Raw genomic sequence first — 23,133 nt, forward strand, 5'->3', positions numbered from 1 at the left:
ACATGACAGGTGTAGCGTCTACTGTCACAAATGACAGTAGACGCTACCGTTTGTCGGGGAGCTAAGGGTTCAAATCAGCACCGCGGCCCTGAGCGGGCATGATTTCAAATCGAGCGCTGTCAGCCGTGGCAGATACCTGCTCCCCACCCTCTTTCACGCTTTGCACCGCGCACACCCAGTGCTCGCTTCGGGGTAACTCGTTCGGCGGTGTCGCTTCCCAGTCTTCGCCGACAGCAGGGGATGTGATCAGGTCTATGTCCGGGTTGAACCAGGCTTGCAGCCGAATCTCTGCCCCCGGCATTGCCGTGCCGGCAAACGTCGGCTGGGATTTGACCCATCGGCCAGGGAGCGGCGCGGTAAACTGCGGTGGCTGGGGCCGAAGTTCAACCGGTCTCGGCGTGGTCCATCCAGAGAGGTAGTCCCCGAAGCTTTGTTGAGCCACCAGCGAGGGATGACCGGCCGGTCGATCAAGCAACAACCAGAGCGACCAGGTGCCGTTTTCCAGGACCTGCGTCGTACCGAGAATTACATCGAGTGCGTCAGCGAAGGCAACGCTGACCGTATCGCCCCCGTAGCCAAAGCCGGAAATCGCCACACGTGACTCGATGGCTTCACCGCGGGCCGGTGTTTCGATCACCGGGTGAGCAGGCACGACGCCGAGAACATGATCCAGCGTGAATTCAGATGGCTGCCCCTTGAAGAACTGTTTGAACCGCAAGGTTTCGGTCCCCAACGGCAAGGTCGCGTCGTAGTACCAAGTGCCGTCGTACTTCACTCGAATCCGGTCCCAAGGCTCAGGCTCCTCCCCCCGCCACACCCACACCTGCGCCACCTCCGAACCCGACGCGCGACTGCCATGACCTTCGATTCGGAACGTGCGGGCAACCGTATCCCCCGGTTTCGGCGTGTCGACCGTGGGCGGCAACAACACCGCTTTAAAGCTGATGCGCTCACTTTTGGCAGAAGGCAGTTTGTCGAACGACTGCACGGCGTAAATCTGATAGTCGCGAAATTCGAGTTCCAGAAGCGGCACCGACCAAGCCTCTCCAATCACCATCGCCTTGCCCAATGGCCGGGCGTTCAAGTAATCGTAAATCGTCATCTCGGCACCGGCATATCCGCCGGTGCCTGTAATGATTGGCTCATGGCCCACGGGCGGCGTCATCGGTTTGATGACTGGTGTGGGAACGTCCACGGTGAAGGGTTTGGTCACCTCGTTGGAGGTCTGTCCGCCAAAGGTTTGGGTCGCCTTGACGGTGTAGGAACCTGGTTTGAAAAGCGCCGGGCGGCGGAAGGTCCATAGACCGTCCCTGTCGCTGTCGGGCACGGGATGGGCCGTTGTGATGGCGTCACTGAAGAAGAGCGTGACCACCGCGCCCTTCCAGCAAGTGCCGGTGATGTCCGGGGACAGGCCGTTTTCGACGATGGGATCGATGCCGGGCAGTGGGGCCTTGATAACCACTTGTTGCGCAGGCGATGTCCAGTCCGACGAAAGTTGTGGTTTTCCGGTGGGCGTGAACAGCTGCCGCGCCTCAACAGAATAGGTGCCCGGGTCCCACTGCTCGAGCGCATCGTTGCTCCAACTATTGTTCTTCACATCGACGATCGGCATCGAAGGAAGTATGGAGTTCGAGGAACTGGTGATCTGCAGTTCGACTTTGGCCGGCGCGTGGCCAGCCCAACCGTTACCGGTGCCGGAAAACTTCGGTTTCTGGTCGATACCGACTTGATGCGTGAGCGTCGGAGGTGGGACTTTTACGTCAAAAATGACCGGTTTGGTGTTCCATTCAGAATCAATCCAGGCATTGCTCAAACCTATGACTTTCTGTTTCGCATCGATGCTGTAGGAGCCTGGTAGCCAGTCAGGGTAAGTCTTCGTCCAGGGGGTCTCGGTGACGTCAAAGGTTTTTACAACATTTCCTTTTGTATACCAAATTTCAAGTCTGGCACCGATATACCCCGTACCGGTGATGGTTACCGTGCCGTTTGTTGCAACTGCATCAAGTAACTCGACCTTGGGTGGGCGGATATTGTAGCTGCGCTCCCGACTGGGCCCGGAATGCTCACCGCTGCCAATGAATTGCTCCGCCGCTAGGGAAATAGGTCCCGGTGATACGGTGACAGTGACGTCCCAAAATCCGCCAGCCTTCACTGGACCGGTGCCAAGAACGGTGTGTTTTTCTAGATCCTTAAGAATCTCGACGGTGGCACCTGCCAATCCGGTGTGCCCGCTTAGGGTAAAGGTTTGTTCCAGAGTACTACCACTCACGGGAATGGTAATGAACGGCGGCACACCGGCCACTGTAAAAGTCACGGCGTCCGAATAGTAGAAGGTCCCCCCATACATTTGCCATCGAACCTTTACTTTATATTCTCCAATTGGCAGCATTGGATTCGGCAACACTTCCCAATAACCGGAAGTTGGAACAGTAATCGAAGGGCTGTACACAACATTAAGTTTTTCCGCATCGACTATCTGAAGAGCAGCACCTGCAACGGATTCTCCCGTGAAGATGATATCGTTCTGGCGCAGCACATCACCCTCGCGCGGCTTAAATAGCGTTGCATCGTATAATTTGAAATTTCGAACTGCAGAATTACGAGAAGTAAATCCGGGGCTGGATTGCTCAACGACAATTGAATAATCACCATAAGGCAAGGGCTGATTGAGATTGATGGCCCATTGATTTGCATTGGCCGTGAACGTTGCACTCAGCGGCTCTCCCGAGTGACTATTCATCACCCTGAGGTTACAGCCTTCACCGCCGGTCCCGGTAATCCTTAGCTGGCGATCCGCTACGACTTGATTTTGAGCCGGATACGTAATAACAGGTTGATCACTAACGTATACGTATCTATAAATCTTTTCAGAGTAGTGTGCACCATACTTCCAGTACGCTTCATACACGCCCACACCGGAACTAGCACTATCAACGGGATGGTGATTCCATTTCTCACCCGGGAAATACCGCCATTCAAAAGAATTCGTCAAAGCGCCGTTCACCCAGTAATTAAACCAAACGTGGTGCTGATCCCAGTGCGGAATTTTAAAAATAAAAACATTCGATCGATTGACAATCGTCCAATCAAAGAGACTACTGATCTCTAGTGGAGGAGGAATAAAAACTAATCCTGCCTCATCAGTTGTCAGGATGTTCGCGCCGGCTTGCGGTGCACTCTGAGTCAGAGGCTCTACAGGGTTGTCCGATCTCTCATCGACAGAACCTTGCTCATGAGCAGCATCTGTAAAATCAACTTTCTCATCGGACATGATCCAACTCCTGTACTTGGACGCAAACTCGGCCTGCCGCAACTTGACCCACTGCTTTCTTTTACATCGATCGACGGGCGACCGACTACCTGTCAGATATGACAGTGCCGACGAACGGCCCTCCTATACCCCATCACTTTTCCTAATGTTTTCAACCCTTCAGTCCGCGGCTACAGCGCCTTGCGCATTTGCCTACAGATCCGCCAGAATCCGCCGGCTTGTGCGCCTTGGTCTTGCCCCGTAACTTGATCCGCGTCGCTGCCAATCAGCGATCGGGTTTAGTCGCCCGGCGGTTCGATACGATGTGCATAAGCGTCATCCAGTCGGGAATTCCCTATCCCCGCACTTGATGGTGGCTGTACGCAGGGCGCCCTCGGGCGCGCCGGATTTCGTATCTCCGCCGGTCGACTAACCTGCGTCCAGCCGCCACCCTAATTCGTTTAGTCGCGAGACGGTGGTGGCTCCATTACGGAGATCGACTATGTTCAAGGCAACACCCAATCCCCCCGAAACCGACCCGGTTTCCCCCTATTCCACCCTCGATTCAAAAAAGCTCAACGCCGCCGCCAACAAGGCGCTGGACCATTACCTCAAATCCCACATCAACCGCCGCCCTTCATCCCAGGACCGTGCCATGGAAATGTTCACCGTCGTCCCCGATGCAAACCCCGAAGCCCTGACCATCCAGACTTACGAAACCTTTTCCTCGGTCAGCATTCTGCTGCTCGACCTGGCCGAAAGCCTGGAGGACAAGCCGCGGCATCTGGCGATGGCGATTTATCAGTTGAGTGAGTTGGGGTTGATGCTGGTGGAGCGGTCGCTGGCGAACGAGGCGGCGATCAAGGTGACCTGAGCTTAAATATCAGGCGCCTGCGCTAACGCCTTCGCGGGCAAGCCCGCCCCCACAGGTTCGGTGGTGTACGCCAACATTTTGTTCGACGCGATCACTGTGGGAGCGGGCTTGCCCGCGAAGGCGCCAGTACAGGCACCGCAGGGCATCAAGCAGAAGCAGGCAGCGGCTGAAAACTGAAGTATTGCTTCAAGGCGCTGACCAGTTGCCCATACTCCGGCGGTGCCCGTTGCAGGCTGAACCCGGCGTCGTAATGGTGAGGGGTCGTGTCTTCATGGCACCACAAACAACACCCCTGAAGATCGATGACCTGCATGCAGCCATCGCTGTCGGGGATTTTCAGGCGCAAATCGAAATCGGCGCCGATCATCATCGGCAGCTGGCTGATCAGCATCAGCCCGTCTTCGGACACATTGCCCAGAAAGCCGATGGGTTTGTCGGTGACGCTGTTGAACACTCTTAGAAAATACGGCAGTTGATGCCGCTCGATCCGGCGGTCAGTAAACATGCGCAAATGGCCCAGCAAGGCTCTTAAGCAGAGCCGCACTAATGCTTCGGAACGGGCCTGCTTCTCTTATATAGAAGCATGGGCGCGCTCTCCCCGATCCCGGTGCGACAGTCCATAACGCCGCTGCCGCTTACTCCTGCCGATCACAGGTGTTGCGTCGATCAGAGGCAAGGCTCTAAACCGATCTATTCGACTATAGCTCACCACCGCCGGTGAGCCAGCCTTTGAACGATCAGGACCATCAGAACCGCGTCGGGCGCACGACCGCAGTCGCGTTGCGCAGCGGATAGTGGCCCAGCGACTGCAAGGTTTCCAGGCGTGCGCGGGCACGGTAGGCGTACTCACTTTGCGGGTACGCGGCGATGATGAACTGGTAGGTTTGCGCCGCATCGACAAAAAGTTTCTGCCGTTCCAGGCACAAGCCGCGCATCATCGATGCTTCCGGCCACACGTAAGGCCGCGCTCGGCTGGCGCGTTCGACTTTGGACAGTTCGAGCATCACCTGCTCGCAATTGCCGCGGTCGTAGGCGCTGTAGGCGTTATTCAAATGATGGTTCATCGACCAACGGGTGCAGCCCGTGACGCTGAGGGCACTGATGGCAAGGGCGGCAATGAGCACGAATCGCATGGGGGTTCTCCTGTCTTGAGCTCTGTATCGACCCGTTGGCGAAAATCTTCAATGATCGGGTGCCGGAATGAGCGTGTAGCAGCATAAGACAAGCGGTAACGAATCACCCGCTTCGGAGTATTCGCGCAAGGTGGCACTCAACGTCCTGACCGAGCGAAAAAAAAACCCACTGAGCCGCCAAGGCTCAGTGGGCTTGCAAATGAACGAAGACGTTCCGGTCATTCGACTACGAAGGATCGACTCCGCGACGCAGGCGAAGGCCCATAATTATTGGTCTGGACTGCCGAAATAGTATTCCGACCCTCAGGCAGGTTTTCAGAAGCATTACCTGACCAAGTACCGTCCGACCATACGCGGACTTTCAATAACAAAAGCTTGTCTTCCGTTCTAACCTCAACGATGGCATCTGGAACACCGGTTCCCTTTAATCTGACTGGGTTTTCCACTGTAGCGGCCGTTCCCGGTTCAACGATTACCGGCTCCGCCGGTTGCTGAGAGTTTGTAGTCATGTTGTCATCTCCCTGACTCGTCACCTGTTGACGAAGCTCCAGCGCATTCAATCCCGCCCTCAAGCGCCTGCCTACCTGATAGAACTGACAGTGCCGACAAACGGTAGGCCTATTGAAATCGGTGTGGCTGAAAACTTTCGGGATTGTTCGTTTCAAGAAACAAACGAATAAGTAGTGCAAACGAACAATGACTACAACATCGGACCATAGTAGCCTCACCCAGCGCTTGAACTCAGGAGTCTATGCATGTCCGTCCGTCGCACCAAAATCGTCGCTACCCTTGGCCCGGCCAGTAACTCGCCGGAAGTTCTCGAACAGCTGATTCTGGCTGGCCTGGACGTCGCCCGCCTGAACTTCTCCCACGGCACCCCCGACGAGCACAAGGCTCGCGCGAAGCTGGTGCGTGACCTCGCAGCCAAGCACGGCCGCTTCGTCGCCCTGCTGGGTGACCTGCAAGGCCCGAAAATCCGTATCGCCAAATTCGCCAACAAGAAGATCGAGCTGAAGATCGGTGATCAATTCACCTTCTCCACCAGCCATCCTCTGACCGAAGGCACCCAGACCGTCGTCGGCATCGACTACCCGGACCTGGTTAAAGACTGCGGCGTGGGCGACGAGCTGCTGCTCGACGACGGTCGCGTGGTGATGCGCGTTGATACCGCCAATGCCACCGAACTCAATTGCACCGTATTGATCGGCGGCCCGCTGTCCGACCATAAAGGCATCAACCGTCGCGGTGGCGGCCTGACCGCTCCGGCCCTGACTGAAAAAGACAAGGCCGATATCAAGCTCGCCGCGGAAATGCAGGTCGACTACCTCGCCGTGTCCTTCCCGCGTGACGCCGCCGACATGGAATACGCCCGTCAATTGCGCGACGAAGCCGGCGGTACTGCCTGGCTGGTGGCGAAGATCGAACGCGCCGAAGCCGTGGCCGACGACGAAACCCTTGACGCGCTGATCAAAGCCTCCGACGCCGTCATGGTGGCCCGTGGTGACCTGGGCGTGGAAATCGGCGACGCCGAGCTGGTGGGCATTCAGAAGAAAATCATTCTGCACGCACGCCGCCACAACAAGGCTGTGATCGTGGCGACCCAGATGATGGAGTCGATGATCCAGAACCCGATGCCGACTCGCGCCGAAGTGTCCGACGTAGCCAACGCCGTGCTCGACTACACCGACGCCGTGATGCTCTCGGCGGAAAGTGCTGCCGGCCTGTACCCGCTGGAAGCGGTGCAAGCCATGGCGCGCATCTGTATCGGCGCTGAAAAGCACCCGACCAGCAAGACCTCCAGCCACCGCATCGGCAAGGTCTTCGAAAGCTGCGACCAGAGCATCGCGCTGGCGGCCATGTACACTGCCAACCACTTCCCTGGCGTGAAGGCGATCATCGCCCTGACCGAAAGTGGCTACACGCCGTTGATCATGTCGCGCATCCGTTCCTCGATCCCGATCTACGCGTTCTCCCCGCACCGCGAAACCCAGGCTCGGGCTGCCATGTTCCGTGGCGTCTACACCGTACCGTTCGACCCGGCATCGCTGCCGCCTGAGCAAGTCAGCCAGGCCGCGATCGACGAGTTGCTCAAGCGCGGTGTCGTCGAGAAAGGCGACTGGGTGATCCTGACCAAGGGCGACAGCTACCACACCATCGGCGGCACCAACGGGATGAAAATCCTGCACGTTGGCGACAAGATGGTCTGAGTGATCGGTTGCTGAAAAACAAAAGCCCCGCCATGTGAATGGCGGGGCTTTTTGGTTTCCCTATGATCGTTCCCACGCTCCGCGTGGGAATGCAGCCCGGGACGCTCTGCGTCCCAAAGCCGAACGCGGAGCGTCCGTTGAGGCATTCCCACGCGGAGCGTGGGAACGATCGGCTAGTGTTTACTGATGAACGCTGACAACGCCGCAATCGCTTCCGCCGAGCGCAGCCGTTGAGTGAACTGTGCGCTCTCTTCTTCTATAGCCTTGCGCAGTTGTTCGCGGTTCGCGGCGTTCATCAATGGGCTGACCGGCTCATCCTGAATAACAACTGACCGTCACACGTTCACCGTTACCCTCAGTGGTACCGACGGTGATGATATTCGCGTCGTGCTGTCGTAGCGTTGCCGCAGCGATAGATACCCTGGGTTCCCCTCGGATAACGCCCTCTTGTCCAAAACGGCTATCCAATTGTCCGGAGGGCAGGTAGCGGGCGATGGCATACCGGGTTATGCCTTCCGATGTTTGGCCGCCGCCGACCAGTGTGAGGTGTTGGTTCTGGACAATGACATCGCGCCAGATCACATCCATTTGCGGGATGGACAGCAGGGCAGGCATTCCATTGTTGAACTGCGCATCCGGTTGGCCTTCGGTGTCGATAACCGATAGAAGCCCACGGCCGGTATACCACGCCCCGCCCAGATGTCCTGCGCCGACCGTTTTGCCGTCCTGGGTGAGGGCTATCGGTCCCAGATAAGTGTTTACCCCTGGAATCTCGACCGTGGCATAACCTAGCTCTCCGAATGTCGCGTCGATGCCCCCGTTCTCATGAACCCGTGTCATAAAACTGAACGTGTGTGTACGTATTCGCGTCGTACCGGCGACCAGGTAACGGCCATCGGCTTGCACGGCAACACCTTCAAGCGTCGTCAGCCCAGTGTCTTTGTAAGGGACAGGGACATAGCCTCGGCTATTAAATGTGGTGTCCAGAGAACCATTGGGTTCAAGTCGAATCAGCAGCCCTTCGTATCGGTCGTTCACTATCCTTTGAGGGGTGAGTGTCAGGAGTATTTTATCGCCGGCCAACACCGTTGAATGGCGGCAGAATCCTGTTTGCAGCTCGTCTTGTCCGGCAGGTTTGAGCTGGACGATTTGTTGTCCGTTCTGGCCAAAGGTCGTATCTGCACTGCCATCGCGATGGAACATGGCCAGTGCCGGGTACGTGCCCATTGATGTCGTCTTTTCTGCGACGAGTAGAATTCGACCATCGCGCAGCAGGTGCAGATCAGTGACCGGGGTGATCTCGTTTTCCTGGCCGAACTCTCCAATGACGTATCCATCGATACCAAAGGTCATGTCTGGCGAGCCATCTGGCTGGAGACGAGCCAGCCCGAAGCCGGGGCCAGTGCGAAATCCAACGACGATTTTATTGTCGGGTTGTATTTTTACCGTTTCGCCATAGCCCTCAACACTCAGGTAAATTCGGCCGCCATCGCCGAAGCCGGGATCTAGATCGCCAGAAGCTGAAGGTGACTGGTTGTGTACGTTGGACATGGTCCTGCTCTCCCGACTGAGGATGATGACAATCGTGCCCGAGCCCTTTCGGGCCTGGGTGAAGGGCTACGCCAGGTAACGCAGGATGGCTGATTTTTGCGATTGATCGTCAGCCGCGAGCAGCGTCTTATTGTCGGTCTGCAGCGTCATTGCAGTGACACCATCACCTTTGTCGAAACCGGTACGGGCCCAACCCGATCCGTTGAACACAGGATCCAGGGTGCCATTGCTCTGGAAACGAGCGACAACGCCGTCGAAGTGAATGGCGTCTGAACCCTGTATGGCTCCCGCCACGACGATCTTCCCGTCGGCTTGCATCGCAGCACCTACCCAGCTGGTCGGTTTATCGTCCAGTTGCGTGTAAACCGGGCGCGCGCCATTGAACTGGATGTTTGGACTTCCATCTGGCTCAAGACTCACCATCACGCCTTCATAGGGAGTGGAGAGAACTTCGCCAATAGCGAGAATTCGTTGATTAGGTTGCATCGACATCTGTGTGAAGCGCAGGCGTTTGTCGTCAGAAGGAGAGGCAACGAGAACGAAGCCGTCTTTACCAAAGGTGCGATCCAGGCTCCCGTCCGTGTTGTAACGAGCGACAAAAGCATTTTTTGATTGGTTAAAACTGCCACAGGCCAGGTACTGGCCGTCTGCTTGAAGCAATACGTTGTCAATCAATACCGGCTGATCAGGTGCGTCAGGGTGGCTCAAGGTAATGTAGCCAACACCATTGAAACTCAGATCGAGTGAACCGTTGCTCTGGAGTCTGAAAATCGCTCCTACCCGGGGACGATAGGTGCATACCAGGATTTTACCGTCGGGAAGTACCTGGGCAATGTCTGATGCCTGGCGTGTCGGGGTCATTGCCGTTTGATCCGGTGGGTCAATGGCAGTGGCAAGCGGGGTGTCGATGATGACTTTACCCCCAGTGCCAAAATCTGGATCAAGGCTGCCGTTGTGGTTGTAGCGGGCCAACGCCGGGACGTACGCGAGGTACAGATCTACACGGGTTGAGGCTTGAAGAAGAATGCTCCCGTTTTCAAGAAGGGTAATGGTACTGCCAGCGGAGTCGGGTTCACCTGCGAACGAGTCAATGACAAGACCATGGGTGCCGAATGTCGGGTCAGGCGATCCATCGGCATTGAGGCGTCCGAGCATATATCCGGCATGTTCGTTAGCGATGTAACTCCCGGTGAAATAGATTTTTCCATCGGCCGCCACAGTCAGTCCCTTGATGGTGGCGCTTATCGCTGCGTCGAAGTCAAGGTGGACCTTGCCGTTTACCCCAAAGGCAGGATCGAGCGTGCCAGAGAGCAGGTCTTGTGCTGACATTGTGTTCTCCTTCAAACAATGAATGATCACCGGGTGTTTTAAAGACTGTTCCGGGTCAAAGCATCTGAACAGTGAAGGTGGGGGCCGTCTACTGTCAGACTTGACAGTAGACGGCCCGTGTTTTTTCAGGTTTTGGGCGCACATACGCATAAAGCCCCGGCCTGTGAATGGCGGGGCTTTTTGGTTTCTGATCCGGGATGTGTATTTGCCTGACCTGGCCTCATCGCGAGCAGGCTCGCTCCCACAGGGGTTTGGTTGAACTGGCCTCGGATTTTGTGTACGCCACAGATCAATGTGGGAGTGAGCCTGCTCGCGATGAGGCCCGCCCAGTCACCGCAGAATCAATGCCGTTTGATGAACCCGGTCAACGCCGCAATCGCTTCCGCCGAGCGCAGCCGTTGGGTGAACTGTGCGCTCTCTTCTTCTATGGCCTTGCGCAGTTGTTCGCGGTCCGCGGCTTTCATCAATTGCTTGCTGATGCGCACCGCTTCCGGCGGCAGCGACTCGAAACGCAACGCCATCTCCCGCGCCTTGGCCAACGCCGCTTCGCCACTGTCCAGGGCTTCGGTCGCTATCCCCCACTGTGCGGCTTGTTCACCGCTGAAGCTTTCACCCAACAGTAACAATTGCGCCGCTTTGGCCTGCCCGAGCAACCGCGGCAGGATCAGGCTGGAACCAAACTCCGGGCATAGCCCCAGATTCACGAACGGCATGCGCAGGCGCGCATCGCGGCTGACATACACCAGATCGCAATGCAGCAACATCGTCGTGCCAATGCCCACGGCTGCGCCGGCCACAGCGGCGATCACTGGTTTGCGGCATTCGAGCAAGTTGAGCATGAATTGAAACACCGGGCTGTCGAGGTTGCCCGGCGGTTGCTGGATGAAGTCGGCGATGTCGTTGCCGGCGGTAAAGCACTCGGCAGTCCCGGTGATCAGCACGGCATTGATTTCAGGGTCGGTATCCGCCAGTTTCAGCGCTTCGGCCAAGTGGCTGTACATGGCGCGGGTCAGGGCGTTTTTCTTGTCTGGGCGGTTGAAGCGCAGGGTCAGCAGGCCGCGCTCGCGTTCAAACTGGATGGCATCGCTCATGGTCGGTCTCGCGTCTGAAAAATCAGCGCTCAACCGCGCAGAACAAAGACGTCCGCCAGCAGTTGATTGCGCGGCAATCCCGCCAGGTACAAGCGCCGGGCAAAGGCGTCGACGCTGTCAGGGGCCCCGCAGAGTAAGGCCAGGGTTTGCCGTGAAACAAGCCGCAGTTGCGCCAAAGCCTCGGGCAACTCGGCCGCTGTCCACAGCTCAATGCTCAGGTTCGCGCGGCTGGCGGCCATGGCTTGCAGGGGTTTGGCCAGGTAATGCGCCTCGGCATCATGGGCCAGGTGAATGACGCGAATGGCACCTTGGTGATCTTGCCGTAACGCTTCTCGCAAGATGCCGAACAACGGGCCCAACCCCGTGCCGGCGGCCAGCAGCCAAAGTGGTCGGGCGTTCCAGTCCGGGTCGTAATGCAGCGCTCCGCCGCGCAGTTCGCCGAGGCGGAGCGCATCGCCGATTTTCAGCTGACGGGCCGCATCGCTGAATTCCCCCGACTGGCGACAATCGAGGTGGAACTCCAGAAAACGGTCTTCTTCCGGCAGGCTGGCCAATGAATACGGGCGCGCCACATTGCCTGCCCACAACACCAGATGCTGCCCGGCGCTGTAGCGCAACGGACGCTCGGGGATCAGGCGCAAACGCAACACGTTGGCGCTTAACCAATCGACAGCCGCCACTTCGGCCGGGCGGCCGTCCTGTAGCGGATCGAACGTGTGGACTTGCAAGTCCTCGACCACCTGGCACTGACACGCCAGGCGCCAACCTTGCTGTCGTTGCTCTGCGCTGAGGGCGTCGGGGCGGCTGTCGCTCGGCAGCCCTTGGACACATTGCACCAGACACGCATGGCAACTGCCGGCGCGACAACTGTAGGGCACCGACACGCCGTTCTGATTCAACGCATCGAGCAGGTTGCTGCCCGCCGCCACCGACCATTGGCGTTCGCCGACCCGTAACTCAGGCATCGACGTTCTCCCACGCGGCCGCGCAACGATTGCGGCCGTCACGCTTGGCGCGATAAAGCGCCTGATCGGCACGCTGCAAGGCTTCATCGAGATCGTCGCCCAGTTCGAGCAACGTCATGCCCGCCGACAAGCTGAGATGGGCGACGTCGAGTCCGATCAATTGCACATCGGTGAACGCAATGCGCAGCCGCTCGCAACAGGAGGTCAGGCGCTCGGCGTTGCAATCGGGCAACAGCACGACGAATTCTTCGCCACCGTAACGGGCCAGGACATCGCCATCGCGCAAGCAGGCGGTGGCCACGGCGGCAAAGGCTTGCAGCACCTGATCACCGGCGGCATGGCCGTGCACATCGTTGATCCGCTTGAAATGGTCGAGGTCGATCAGTGCCAGGCCATGCATGACATCGGCGTCCATGGCCTTCAGCTCACGGGAGGCCAGGCGCAGGAAATGCCGGCGATTGAACAGCCCGGTCAGCTCGTCGGTGGCCACCAGGTCTTCGAGCTGGCGCATCATCCCGCGCAGGGTGTCCTGATGCGCCTGCAAGGCAAATCGGCGCTGACGCATGCGTTGACGGGAGGCCTGGACGTGACGGGCATAAAGCTCCAGCCAGACCAGCACGATGAGCAGCACGCACACCTGCAACGCGGCCAGTGCCGGGTCAGGTAACTGAAAGTGGTAACCCTCCCACAGCGTGATCGCACTGAAACTGACGAACACCAACAGCGCGCACCGCAAGAAGGCAAAGCGTGAAAGATGGAACAAGCCGAACAGCAGAATCAGCACGTAGAACACCAGGAACGCGCCGCGTGCCTCGTCCAGATGGGCGATCAGCCAGGTTTGCCAACCCAGCCCCAGCAACACTTGCGCTTCGGTCAGGCTGGGGTCGGAAAAACGCAGGTTGCAGCCGCTGTAAAACACCACGAACAACGCGGCCTGGCTGATGACGACCAGCGCACTGCCGATGGCCACGTTGGCCAGGGATTGCTCGTAATGGCCGGTGAAAAACGCCAGCCACAACAGCACCAAAGCCAGGGCGTAAGTGCCGGCTGCGAGGGCGAAGCGTTTGAGCAACAAGCGCTGGATGGCGTTATGGGTCAATCGTTGACTCACCGTGCGAAGGGAGGCTGCTTGAGTGTCCTACTCTACAGACCGAATGCCACTTTAGTTGCGTGCCTGATAAATGACCATTCAATTTTCAGGGCGAAAAACTGGCGTCAAAGGCATGACCCTAAAATACACATATAGCTGAATATCTGACCCATACCTGTAGTAAAGGCGCCCCTGCTGTGGCGAGGGGGCTTGCCCCCGTTCGGCTGCGAAGCAGTCGCAAAGTCTATGCATGCGGTTCGACTGACACATTGATGTGGACTTTGGGGGACTGCTGCGCAGTCCAACGGGGGCAAGCCCCCTCGCCACAATAACTACAACCATCGCCTTAACCGCTTTATGCGACCAACGATTGACTGTCGGCGGGTGTGCCCGGAACCGAGGCGCGTTATACTGCCGCGCCTTTTTAGCGTCGCGCCAGCAGCCCCGGCGTGCCTTGAAAGGTGCTTGCAACCGACCGATGCACCCAAGCTGCAAGCACCTTATTGAATGTTCCCGTCTTTTAGAGGAGCGCGACTCATGACCGTGATCAAGCAAGACGACCTGATTCAGAGCGTTGCCGACGCCCTGCAATTCATTTCCTACTACCACCCCGTTGACTTCATCCAGGCGATGCACGAAGCCTACCTGCGCGAAGAATCGCCAGCGGCCCGTGATTCCATGGCGCAAATCCTGATCAACTCGCGGATGTGCGCCACCGGCCACCGCCCGATCTGCCAGGACACCGGCATCGTTACCGTCTTCGTTCGCGTGGGCATGGACGTACGCTGGGATGGCGCCACCATGGGCCTGGACGACATGATCAACGAAGGCGTGCGCCGGGCTTACAACCTGCCGGAAAACGTCTTGCGTGCCTCGATCCTCGCCGACCCGGCGGGCGCTCGTAAAAACACCAAGGACAACACCCCGGCCGTTATCCACTACTCCATCGTTCCGGGTAACACCGTGGAAGTGGACGTGGCAGCCAAGGGCGGCGGTTCCGAGAACAAGTCGAAAATGGCCATGCTCAACCCGTCCGACTCGATCGTTGACTGGGTGCTGAAAACCGTTCCGGAAATGGGCGCCGGCTGGTGCCCACCGGGCATGCTTGGCATTGGCATCGGCGGCACCGCCGAGAAAGCCGCGGTGATGGCCAAGGAAGTGTTGATGGAATCCATCGACATTCACGAGCTGAAAAAGCGCGGCCCGTCCAACCGTATCGAAGAGATGCGCCTGGAACTGTTCGAGAAGGTCAACCAACTGGGCATCGGCGCCCAGGGCCTGGGTGGCCTGACCACCGTGCTCGACGTGAAGATCATGGATTACCCGACCCACGCCGCTTCGTTGCCGGTGTGCATGATCCCGAACTGCGCCGCCACCCGTCACGCGCACTTCGTGCTCGACGGTTCCGGCCCGGCCTCCCTGGAAGCGCCACCGCTGGACGCCTACCCGGAAATCGTCTGGGAAGCCGGCCCATCGGCCCGTCGCGTCAACCTCGACACCCTGACCCCGGAAGACGTGCAGAGCTGGAAGCCGGGCGAAACCGTCCTGCTCAACGGCAAGATGCTCACCGGTCGCGACGCGGCGCACAAGCGCATGGTCGAGATGCTGAACAAGGGTGAAACCCTGCCGGTGGACCTCAAGGGTCGCTTCATCTACTACGTCGGCCCGGTTGATCCGGTGCGCGAAGAAGTGGTTGGCCCTGCCGGCCCGACCACCGCGACGCGGATGGACAAGTTCACCCGTCAGATCCTCGAGCAAACCGGCCTATTGGGCATGATCGGCAAATCCGAGCGCGGCCCCACTGCGATCGAAGCGATCAAGGACCACAAAGCCGTGTACCTGATGGCAGTCGGCGGCGCGGCTTACCTGGTGGCACAAGCCATCAAGAAATCCCGCGTGGTGGCTTTCGCCGAACTGGGCATGGAAGCGATCTACGAGTTCGACGTCAAAGACATGCCTGTGACCGTTGCGGTCGACAGCAAGGGCGAGTCGGTACACATCACCGGTCCTGCCATCTGGCAGAAAAAGATCAGTGAAAGCCTGGCGGTAGAAGTGCAGTAAACGCTTGAGCTTGCCCATACGGCCGGGTCGTCTTTCAGATGTCCCGGCCGTTTTTTTGCGCCCCATTTTTACCATTCGCTATAACTCACAGCGTTTTTCAACATATTCGGTCTAGAAACCCCCACCCCACCTGTCAGATGTGACAGGTCACACCTTCCCCTGATTTTGTTAGCGTCGCTCCATCACGCGACTCCGTTGCTATGGGAGAGCGCAAAGCCGATACAGGATCAGCCCCATGGAAGAGCAAGCGTCCCTGAGCATCACTGAACCCTCGATCGCCAAGAGCGCTTCCATTGCCACGATCGGCAAAAGCTGGGGATCGGTCGGCGTAACGGGCAGTGCTTCATTCGAATTGCCGCTGCCCCTTTCAGCAGGGCGCGGTTTCGACCCCGCCATGGCGCTGGGCTATGACAGCCAGGGCGGTAACGGTCCGTTCGGCATTGGCTGGCGTTTGGGGACCAGTGCCATCACTCGCCAGACCAGCAAGGGTGTGCCCGATTACCTCGCCACCGACATCATGGTCGGCCCTGGCGGCGAGGAGTTGATGCCCGAGCTGGATGCCGAGGGCAAGCCAACGTCCAGAGAAGTAACCGAATATCGCGGCCTCTCCATTGGCAAGCACGACGTTGTGCGCTACTGGCCGCGGGTCGAGAGTTCGTTCGAGCTGATCGAGCTGTGGCAACCGGAGGAAAAGCCGCCCTTCTGGCTGGTGCACGGGGCCGATGGCAGCCTGCATGTCTACGGTAAGACCGACGCTTCGCGGCGCGCCGAACCTATAGACACAACCAACCCTGTCGCGGCGCTGCGTATCGGTGTGTGGTTGCTGCTAGAAAGCATGAACCCTCATGGCGAACACATCTGTTTCGACTATAAGCCCGAGGATCAGGCTAACACCCCGGAGGACAAACACGACTATCGTGCCCAGCGTTACCTGCACCGGGTGTATTACGGCAATGCCGATGCCAGCAAAGACTTGTATGCCTGGACAGTGGAAAACCCGGCGAGCCTGGATTGGCATTTCCACCTGCTGTTCGACTACGGCGAACGCACCCTCGACCTGGAAGCGAAGCCGATCTACGGCCCGCCGTTCGATGCTCCCGGCAATGGTCATGGTGAGTGGCAATTGCGCAGCGATCCCTTCCACAGCTACACCTACGGATTTGAACTAGGGACCCGCCGCCTGTGCCATCAGGTCTTGATGTTTCACCATTTCCCCGAGTACTTAGGTCCGAAACCTGTGCTGGTTCGGCGATTGTTGCTGGAATACCCTACGACTCACCGGACATATAACCAACTGAAAAAAGCGCACTATCAGTCATACGACGCCAGCGGCGCCGTGGAAAACATGCCGCCGGTGGTTTTCGACTATTCAGAGTTCGAACTCAACAAGCAGTCGAGTCCGTTTTTTCCGTTCGAAAACATGCCTGGTATCGAGGACGGCGCGCTTCATCAATGCGTTGATCTGTTCGGTGAAGGTGTGCCGGGTTTTCTCTGTCGTTACGACCAGAGCTGGTATTACCGCGAACCCTTGCGCGCGCTGACAGGGCCCGATGACATCCACTACGGTCCCTGGACAGAACTGTCGCGAATTCCCGTAGCCGATCGCAATCAACCGACCTATCAGGCGTTGACCGACCTGACCGGCGACGGCCGGCTGGACTGGATACTCGCGTCCCCCGGCATGAGCGGCTTCCACACCCTCAACCCCGATCGCAGCTGGTCAGGGTTCATTCCCTTTACAGCATTCCCGGTGGAGTTTTTCCAAACGCTTACACAGTCTGGCGATTTGATGGGCGACGGGCTCAGCTCGATGGCGCTGATCGGCCCGCGCAGCGTGCGCCTGTACGCCAATCGGCGTGAGGAAGGTTTCGCGCCGGGCCAGGATGTCGAGCACACACCGGACACCGATCGCCTGCCACTGTTCAGCAACGCTCGCAACGAACTGGTGTTGCTCGGCAATTTACTGGGCAGCGACATGACCGAGCTGTGCCGCATCCGCCACGACGAAATCAAATGCTGGCCAAACCTTGGGCACGGTCGGTTCGGCAAGGGTTTTGTCATGAGTGCCCTGCCCTTCGACTACGCGACATTCGACGCAGCGCGGGTGCGGATTGCCGACCTGGACGGCTCCGGTGCACCGGCACTGATTTATCTGAAGTCCGATTGTTTCGAGATCTATTTCAATCACGGCGGCAATGGTCTGGAGCAAATCCCCGTAACGGTGCCGTGGCCCGAAGAAATCCGCTACGACAACCTGTGCCAGGTCACCCTCGCCGACTTGCAGGGTTTGGGGTGCGCGAGCCTGATCTTGACCGTGCCGCACATGAAACCACGGCACTGGCGCTACGATTTCGTCAGCGCCAAACCGTACATGCTGGTCGCCAGCAACAACAACATGGGCTGCAGCACCCAGGTGGTGTATCGCAGTTCGGCGCAGGAATGGCTGGATGAAAAAAATCGGATACTCAAGCTCAAACGTCTGCCGATTTCCTACTTGCCGTTCCCGGTGCCCGTGGTCAAGCAACAAAGCCAGCTCGATGAAATCACCGGCAACTGCCTGAACCAGTTTTTCCAGTATTTGCAGGGTTACTACGATGGCCGGAACCGAGAGTTTCGTGGCTTTGGCCTGCTGCGCCAGACCGACAGCGAAACGGCCACACGGGCAGATGACACCGGTTTTACCGCCCCGGCGCTGGTCTGCACCTGGTTCCACACCGGACGGCAAATCGACCTGCCACGCGATGGCTATTTCAACCGTGACTCCGAAGCCTGTGATTTGAAACCCACGCTGTTCTGCCAGTACCACCACAACGACGCTTTCGATGAGCCGATCCCGCCGCCCGACGAAGCCACCGCCCACGAAATCGCCAACGCCCTCGCCGGTTCGGTGTTGCGCGTGGAGACCTACGCCGCCGACGATGACCTGGCCACGGCGGTGCCGTTCGCGGTGGAGGAAAGCCGTTACAAGGTTCGCGAACAGCGCAAAAAGGCAGACCATGACGCGCACCCGGTCATGCTGCCCTTGCAACTGGAAACGATCAGTTACCAGTACGAACGCTTCGTGAATGACCCGCTGTGCCGACATGAAATCACCTTGAGCCACGACGAGTTCGGGCTGCCTGTGCATGCCATCACGGTTAGCTATGCACGACGCAGGACCGAGCAGGATGAACCGCCCTTTGACGATGTCGATGAACAGAAATGGTGGCTTGATGCCCATGACCCGGCGCAACAGTCCTATTACCTGAACGAAACCCGCGCCAAGTTCATTCATTTGCAGAAGTTGGAGGACTGGCAAGGCTGGCAAAGCTGGCGACTGGGTCTGCCCTATCTGCAACGGGGCAATGCGTTGGTACTGCCCAAGAAGCCAGCCGCCGGGGGACTCGCCCCCGCAGACATTTCTTATGAAGGGCTTCTCGAACTGTACGCCTCGCCCGAATGGGTGGCTCAGCGGCTACTGACCACGCAGTCGGTCTATCGCTACTTCAAGACCGACAACCGAACACTGCTTGCCGACGGCGAGGCTGATTTCGAGGCACTGCGGGCACCGCTGGAAATTGCCCAACTGGACAAGACCGCACTGCAAGCCTACGACACGGTGCCGTTGCTGGATATTCGGGACGAACTGGAAAAAATCGGTTATTCGGCCATGCCTCTGGTGCTGGGGATAGACCCAGAGACAGACGAGGAAGAGAACAAGGAGAGAAACCTATGGTCGTCCCGGTACGGTTTTGCCAAGTACGGCGAGCTCGATAGTTTTTACAAAGTGATGGCGTACAACGAAACGCCCAGTTACGGCATCACCACAGCCTGCTACGACGCCTACAGTCTGCTGCCGAAAAGCATCACCCAGCCGGACTTGTGCGAAGCCCGTTTCGAATATGACTACCACGCGCTGCAACTCATGCGCCGCTTCGATGCCAATGACAATGTCGAGGAAGCCCTTTACGAGCCGTCCGGACAACCCCTTGCCATCAGTTTTTATGGCACTGAAGGCGGCGAAAAAGTTGGTTTTCGCCCCCTCGACGAACACGAACGTCCCATTGACCATCGTCCAGACCCGGCCATCGAAGATCCCAAAGGCGCCCTGCAAAAAGCAGCCAGCGTATTGCGCAAGGACCTGTTCAGCTGGATGGGCGAACTCCCCCCCTCCGTCAGCCAGACACCTGACTGGCTGGCCGCCTGGATCGCCCAGGGTTACGTGCTACCCAGCCTGCACATTTGTGCCAGCGCCCGCCGTCGCCTGTCCCGGCTCAAGTCCCTGACCGCGCCTGAACAAGCGCTGCTCGACCTGATCCGCACGGTGCCCCGCGAACCGGTGCACAGCGTCGTCCTCACCGCCGACCGCTATTGGGATGATGAGCTGCAACAAATCCAGATCGTCAAAGTCTTTGTGGACGGTTTCGGCCGGACACTGCAGACCAAACAGTTGGTCGAACCGGGGCTGGCGTTTGTGGTGGTCAACGGTGAGCTGGTGATTGAAGACGGCAAACCCAAGGTCGCGCACGCCGATCCGCGCTGGCGCGTTAGCGAACGTGTGGAATACAACAACAAGGGGTTAGCCGTTCGGGCATTTCGCCCTTATTTCGCCGATGGACATTGCTATATCAATGACCATTCCTTCCGGGAGTTCGGCCATCACGATCAGAACTTTTACGACGTGCTGGGTCGCCTGTACAAAGTCATCAACGCCAAAGGAGATGTCGCGTTCGAAATTATCCATCCCTGGTACACCACCAGCCTGGATTTCAACGACACCTACGTTGCGCCGCCGGAAGGAGAACTGAAGGCAGGCAAGCCATGACGACCTCGGTTGATTGGCGCACTCCGAACCTGACGGTCATCGATAGTCGGGGCTTGCCGATTCGCCAGGTCGCATACTTGCGCAAGGTCGCTGCCGGCCCCGTGGAACCAATGATCGGCCGCCAGCGCTACGACGTTGCCGGGCGACTGCTGGAGCAATGGGACCCGCGACTGTTCGGTATCGTCCCCAACATGAGCAGTGTCTACGGTCTCTCCGGCGAACCGCTGAAAGTCGAATCCGTCGATGCTGGTTGGCGTTTGAGCCTGCCGGGGCTGGCGGGGGAAGAGCTCCAGCGCTGGGACCAACGCGGCAATCATTGGCGCACCACCTACGACCGTCAGTTGCGTCCGATTGCCGTCGAGGAAAATGGCCAGCCGAACGTCGAAACCTTCTATGCCGATGACTCCGCCGATCCCGCATTTAACCTGCGCGGCCAATTGACCGGGCAACTCGACCGCTCCGGCACCTTGAGTTTCGACAGCTATAGCCTGCTCGGACACCCCCTACGCGAAACCCGAACCCTGGCCGAGGACCAGCCCTACGTCAGCAGTCGCACCTTCAGCCCACTGGGCACGGTGCTGAGCCAGACCGATGCCGGTGAGCATCAGCAACAGTCGCGCTACGACATCGCCGGGCAGCTCAAGCAGGTTGAACTGCGGATCAAAGACAGCCCGAACTGGCAGCCGGTTCTGCAAGACGCGCAGTACAACGCCGCCGGCCAGATCATCGAACAACGCGCCGGCAACGAGGTGCTCAGCACCTGGACCTACGACCCGGCCGATGGGCGCCTGGCGACACAACGGGCACAAAAAAAAGCCGAGCAGGCGCTGCAGGATCTGGAATATTTCTATGATCGTGTCGGCAACATCACCCGCCTCGAAGACCACACCTTCCAGCCGATCCATTTCGCCAACCAGCTGGTCGACGGCCACCGCGATTTCACCTATGACTCGCTGTACCGCCTGACCCGCGCCAGCGGTTACGACGATGCACCGCCGTCGGATGTTCCGGGTCGGCCCCTGCCCGGGGATCCGAACAATCGGCTCAATTACACCCAACACTACGAGTACGACGCCGGTAACAACCTGATCGAACTGCGTCACATGCGGGCGGGAGCCTCACACACCCGCGGGATGTTCATCGACCCTGCCAGCAACCGCGGCGTGCGCTGGAAAGAGGGAGATCCTGTCCCGGTTTTCCCCGCGTTGTTCGATGTTCATGGCAACCTCCAGCACTTGCAGCCGGGCAAGACCTTGACGTGGAACACCCTGGACCAACTGGCATCGGTGACGCTGGTCAAACGCGACAACGGCACCAATGACCAGGAGTTCTACCGCTACAGCCAGGGCGTGCGCGTGTTCAAACGCCATGAAACCCACACACCTTCGCTGACTCACTTCCAGGAAGTGATCTACCTGCCGGGCCTGGAAATCCGCACCCGTGACAACGGCGAAGAACTGCACGTGATCACCCTGCCCGGTGGGCACGGCAGCGTGCGTTGCCTGCACTGGGTCAGCGGCCAACCCGCGAACATCGCCGCCGATCAAGTGCGCTACAGCGTCGATGACCATCTGGGTTCCTCCACGCTGGAGCTCGATCAAAATGCACAGGTGATCAGCGAGGAAGGTTATTACCCGTTCGGCGCCACGGCCTGGTTCGCGCGGGGAAGTGAGGTGGACGTCGACTACAAAACCATCCGCTATTCGGGCAAGGAAATGGATGACAGCGGGCTGTATTACTACGGTGCGCGCTATTACGCGCCGTGGTTGCAGCGTTGGGTGAGTGCTGACCCGGCGGGGGATGTGGATGGGCTGAATTTGTATGCGATGGTAGGGAATAATCCTTTGACGTATTGCGATCATGAAGGTGGCTTCAAGTTGGCGTTCGGTATCGCGGCGAAATTCAAAGCTGCAAATGCCTTCGGTGACCCAAGCAGGAGATTTGACTTGCAAATTTACAAACACCTGGAACTGCTGGATGCAGTCTCCAAGGGCGCACGTGATGTCGAGCAGCAAATCCTCAATCACCGATCACCCGAAGAACATGCTGTGTCCAGTGGCAAGCGAACAGGGTACTTTCTGGCCGAACGCGTTGCCTCTCACCTTACCGGTGTAGGTATTGGTGCTGCGATAGGGAGCATCGGGGGGCCCTTAGGTATGGTTGCAGGGGGAGTAGTAGGAGGGCTGGCAGGGCCAGCAGGCTCTAAAGCCATCGGAAAGGCTATGGAATCCATCGGAAAAAAAACCGCCTTAAACACCTCGGTAAGCCTGGAGCCGGGCCGGCTGAACCATAGTGAGGTGATGGCCGATATCAACTCGGACTTCTCGAATTATGACATCCGCGACTCATGGGCCAAACTCAAGACAACAAGCGGACAAGTAAAGGTGGCCGAAAAAGCGACGTCATTGGGGCTGGGTTTAATCCCAGTCGTGGGGACGTCTCTAAAAATCGGGTTAAAAGCCATACCCATCATTCTCGAAGTGAATGCAGCAGGAACAGATCTCACTGAAGACGAGGTCACAACGCAGGATAACGACATCACCAACATGATCGGCGCGTTGGAACGGGGGAAACGCCGGCTGGTAGCCAGGTTTGATGAGTTCAACAGGACCGAAGTTGGCGGTTATACGCAACAACGAATCGCAGAGAAAACCGACAAGAGGATCAAAGTGTTGAATGATCTACGGTCCGTGCTTCATTCAAACTCCAGGAAGTTCACAGCGGTATAGCTCAACCAAGCACAAGCCCTGAAACAAGTTCAGGGCCACATGCTATCGT

General features: G+C 58.3%; 13 protein-coding genes and 1 pseudogene. 5 read left to right on the plus strand and 9 right to left on the minus strand.

Features of this window, described 5'->3' with window-relative positions:
- Nucleotides 1-61: 61 nt before the first annotated feature.
- A complete protein-coding gene (locus tag ACQ4OB_RS00430) occupies nt 62-3,271 on the minus strand; it encodes a hypothetical protein (RefSeq protein ID WP_430954939.1) in 3,210 nt (1,069 codons plus the stop codon).
- 481 nt (nt 3,272-3,752) lie between these two features.
- On the opposite strand from ACQ4OB_RS00430, the gene ACQ4OB_RS00435 reads away from it, so the two are divergent.
- Nucleotides 3,753-4,124 (plus strand): DUF6124 family protein, encoded by a 372-nt coding sequence (locus ACQ4OB_RS00435; RefSeq protein WP_430954940.1) that lies wholly within the window; start codon nt 3,753-3,755, stop codon nt 4,122-4,124.
- Nucleotides 4,125-4,269: 145 nt separating this feature from the next.
- Here ACQ4OB_RS00435 and ACQ4OB_RS00440 read toward each other — a convergent pair whose 3' ends face one another.
- Entirely contained in the window at nt 4,270-4,629 is a 360-nt protein-coding gene (locus tag ACQ4OB_RS00440; protein ID WP_074879553.1) for a PilZ domain-containing protein, read from the minus strand.
- A 241-nt stretch (nt 4,630-4,870) separates the two neighbouring features.
- Nucleotides 4,871-5,257: a tetratricopeptide repeat protein gene (locus tag ACQ4OB_RS00445; protein WP_430954941.1), complete on the minus strand. Its 387-nt coding sequence runs from the start codon at nt 5,255-5,257 to the stop codon at nt 4,871-4,873.
- Nucleotides 5,258-6,012: 755 nt separating this feature from the next.
- On the opposite strand from ACQ4OB_RS00445, the gene pyk reads away from it, so the two are divergent.
- On the plus strand, nt 6,013-7,464 hold the full coding sequence (gene pyk, locus ACQ4OB_RS00450) for a pyruvate kinase (RefSeq protein ID WP_111451931.1): 1,452 nt from the start codon (nt 6,013-6,015) through the stop codon (nt 7,462-7,464).
- 173 nt (nt 7,465-7,637) lie between these two features.
- Here pyk and ACQ4OB_RS00455 read toward each other — a convergent pair.
- The 6 genes and pseudogenes from ACQ4OB_RS00455 to ACQ4OB_RS00480 all read right to left on the minus strand — a co-directional run.
- Nucleotides 7,638-7,763 (minus strand): annotated as a pseudogene (locus tag ACQ4OB_RS00455) (enoyl-CoA hydratase); the annotation flags it as partial.
- Nucleotides 7,764-7,776: 13 nt separating this feature from the next.
- Complete coding sequence (locus ACQ4OB_RS00460; protein ID WP_430954942.1) at nt 7,777-9,015, minus strand: hypothetical protein; 1,239 nt, start codon at nt 9,013-9,015, stop codon at nt 7,777-7,779.
- A 66-nt stretch (nt 9,016-9,081) separates the two neighbouring features.
- Nucleotides 9,082-10,344 (minus strand): hypothetical protein, encoded by a 1,263-nt coding sequence (locus tag ACQ4OB_RS00465; RefSeq protein WP_430954943.1) that lies wholly within the window; start codon nt 10,342-10,344, stop codon nt 9,082-9,084.
- Between the two features lie 341 nt (nt 10,345-10,685).
- A complete protein-coding gene (locus tag ACQ4OB_RS00470) occupies nt 10,686-11,435 on the minus strand; it encodes an enoyl-CoA hydratase-related protein (RefSeq protein ID WP_074879570.1) in 750 nt (249 codons plus the stop codon).
- Between the two features lie 29 nt (nt 11,436-11,464).
- The gene (locus ACQ4OB_RS00475; protein ID WP_102615359.1) at nt 11,465-12,400 is read right to left on the minus strand and encodes an iron-sulfur-binding ferredoxin reductase; all 936 of its coding nucleotides are present in this window, start codon (nt 12,398-12,400) and stop codon (nt 11,465-11,467) included.
- A complete protein-coding gene (locus tag ACQ4OB_RS00480; RefSeq protein WP_430954944.1) occupies nt 12,393-13,499 on the minus strand; it encodes a diguanylate cyclase domain-containing protein in 1,107 nt (368 codons plus the stop codon). Before ACQ4OB_RS00480 ends, ACQ4OB_RS00475 begins: the two co-directional genes overlap by 8 nt.
- Before the next feature lie 528 nt (nt 13,500-14,027).
- Here ACQ4OB_RS00480 and ACQ4OB_RS00485 point away from each other — a divergent pair.
- The 3 genes from ACQ4OB_RS00485 to ACQ4OB_RS00495 all read left to right on the plus strand — a co-directional run bounded on the left by ACQ4OB_RS00485 (nt 14,028) and on the right by ACQ4OB_RS00495 (nt 23,084).
- Nucleotides 14,028-15,551 carry a fumarate hydratase gene (locus ACQ4OB_RS00485; protein ID WP_008156025.1) on the plus strand — a complete coding sequence of 508 codons (1,524 nt, stop codon included), beginning with the start codon at nt 14,028-14,030 and terminating at the stop codon, nt 15,549-15,551.
- Between the two features lie 235 nt (nt 15,552-15,786).
- Nucleotides 15,787-20,355: a SpvB/TcaC N-terminal domain-containing protein gene (locus tag ACQ4OB_RS00490; RefSeq protein ID WP_430954945.1), complete on the plus strand. Its 4,569-nt coding sequence runs from the start codon at nt 15,787-15,789 to the stop codon at nt 20,353-20,355.
- Nucleotides 20,352-23,084 (plus strand): RHS repeat domain-containing protein, encoded by a 2,733-nt coding sequence (locus ACQ4OB_RS00495; RefSeq protein WP_430954946.1) that lies wholly within the window; start codon nt 20,352-20,354, stop codon nt 23,082-23,084. Before ACQ4OB_RS00490 ends, ACQ4OB_RS00495 begins: the two co-directional genes overlap by 4 nt.
- The last annotated feature ends 49 nt before the right edge of the window (nt 23,085-23,133 follow it).

It is taken from the genome of Pseudomonas sp. ES4 (assembly GCF_050586665.1).
In the GTDB taxonomy this organism is placed as follows: Bacteria; Pseudomonadota; Gammaproteobacteria; order Pseudomonadales; family Pseudomonadaceae; genus Aquipseudomonas; species Aquipseudomonas frederiksbergensis.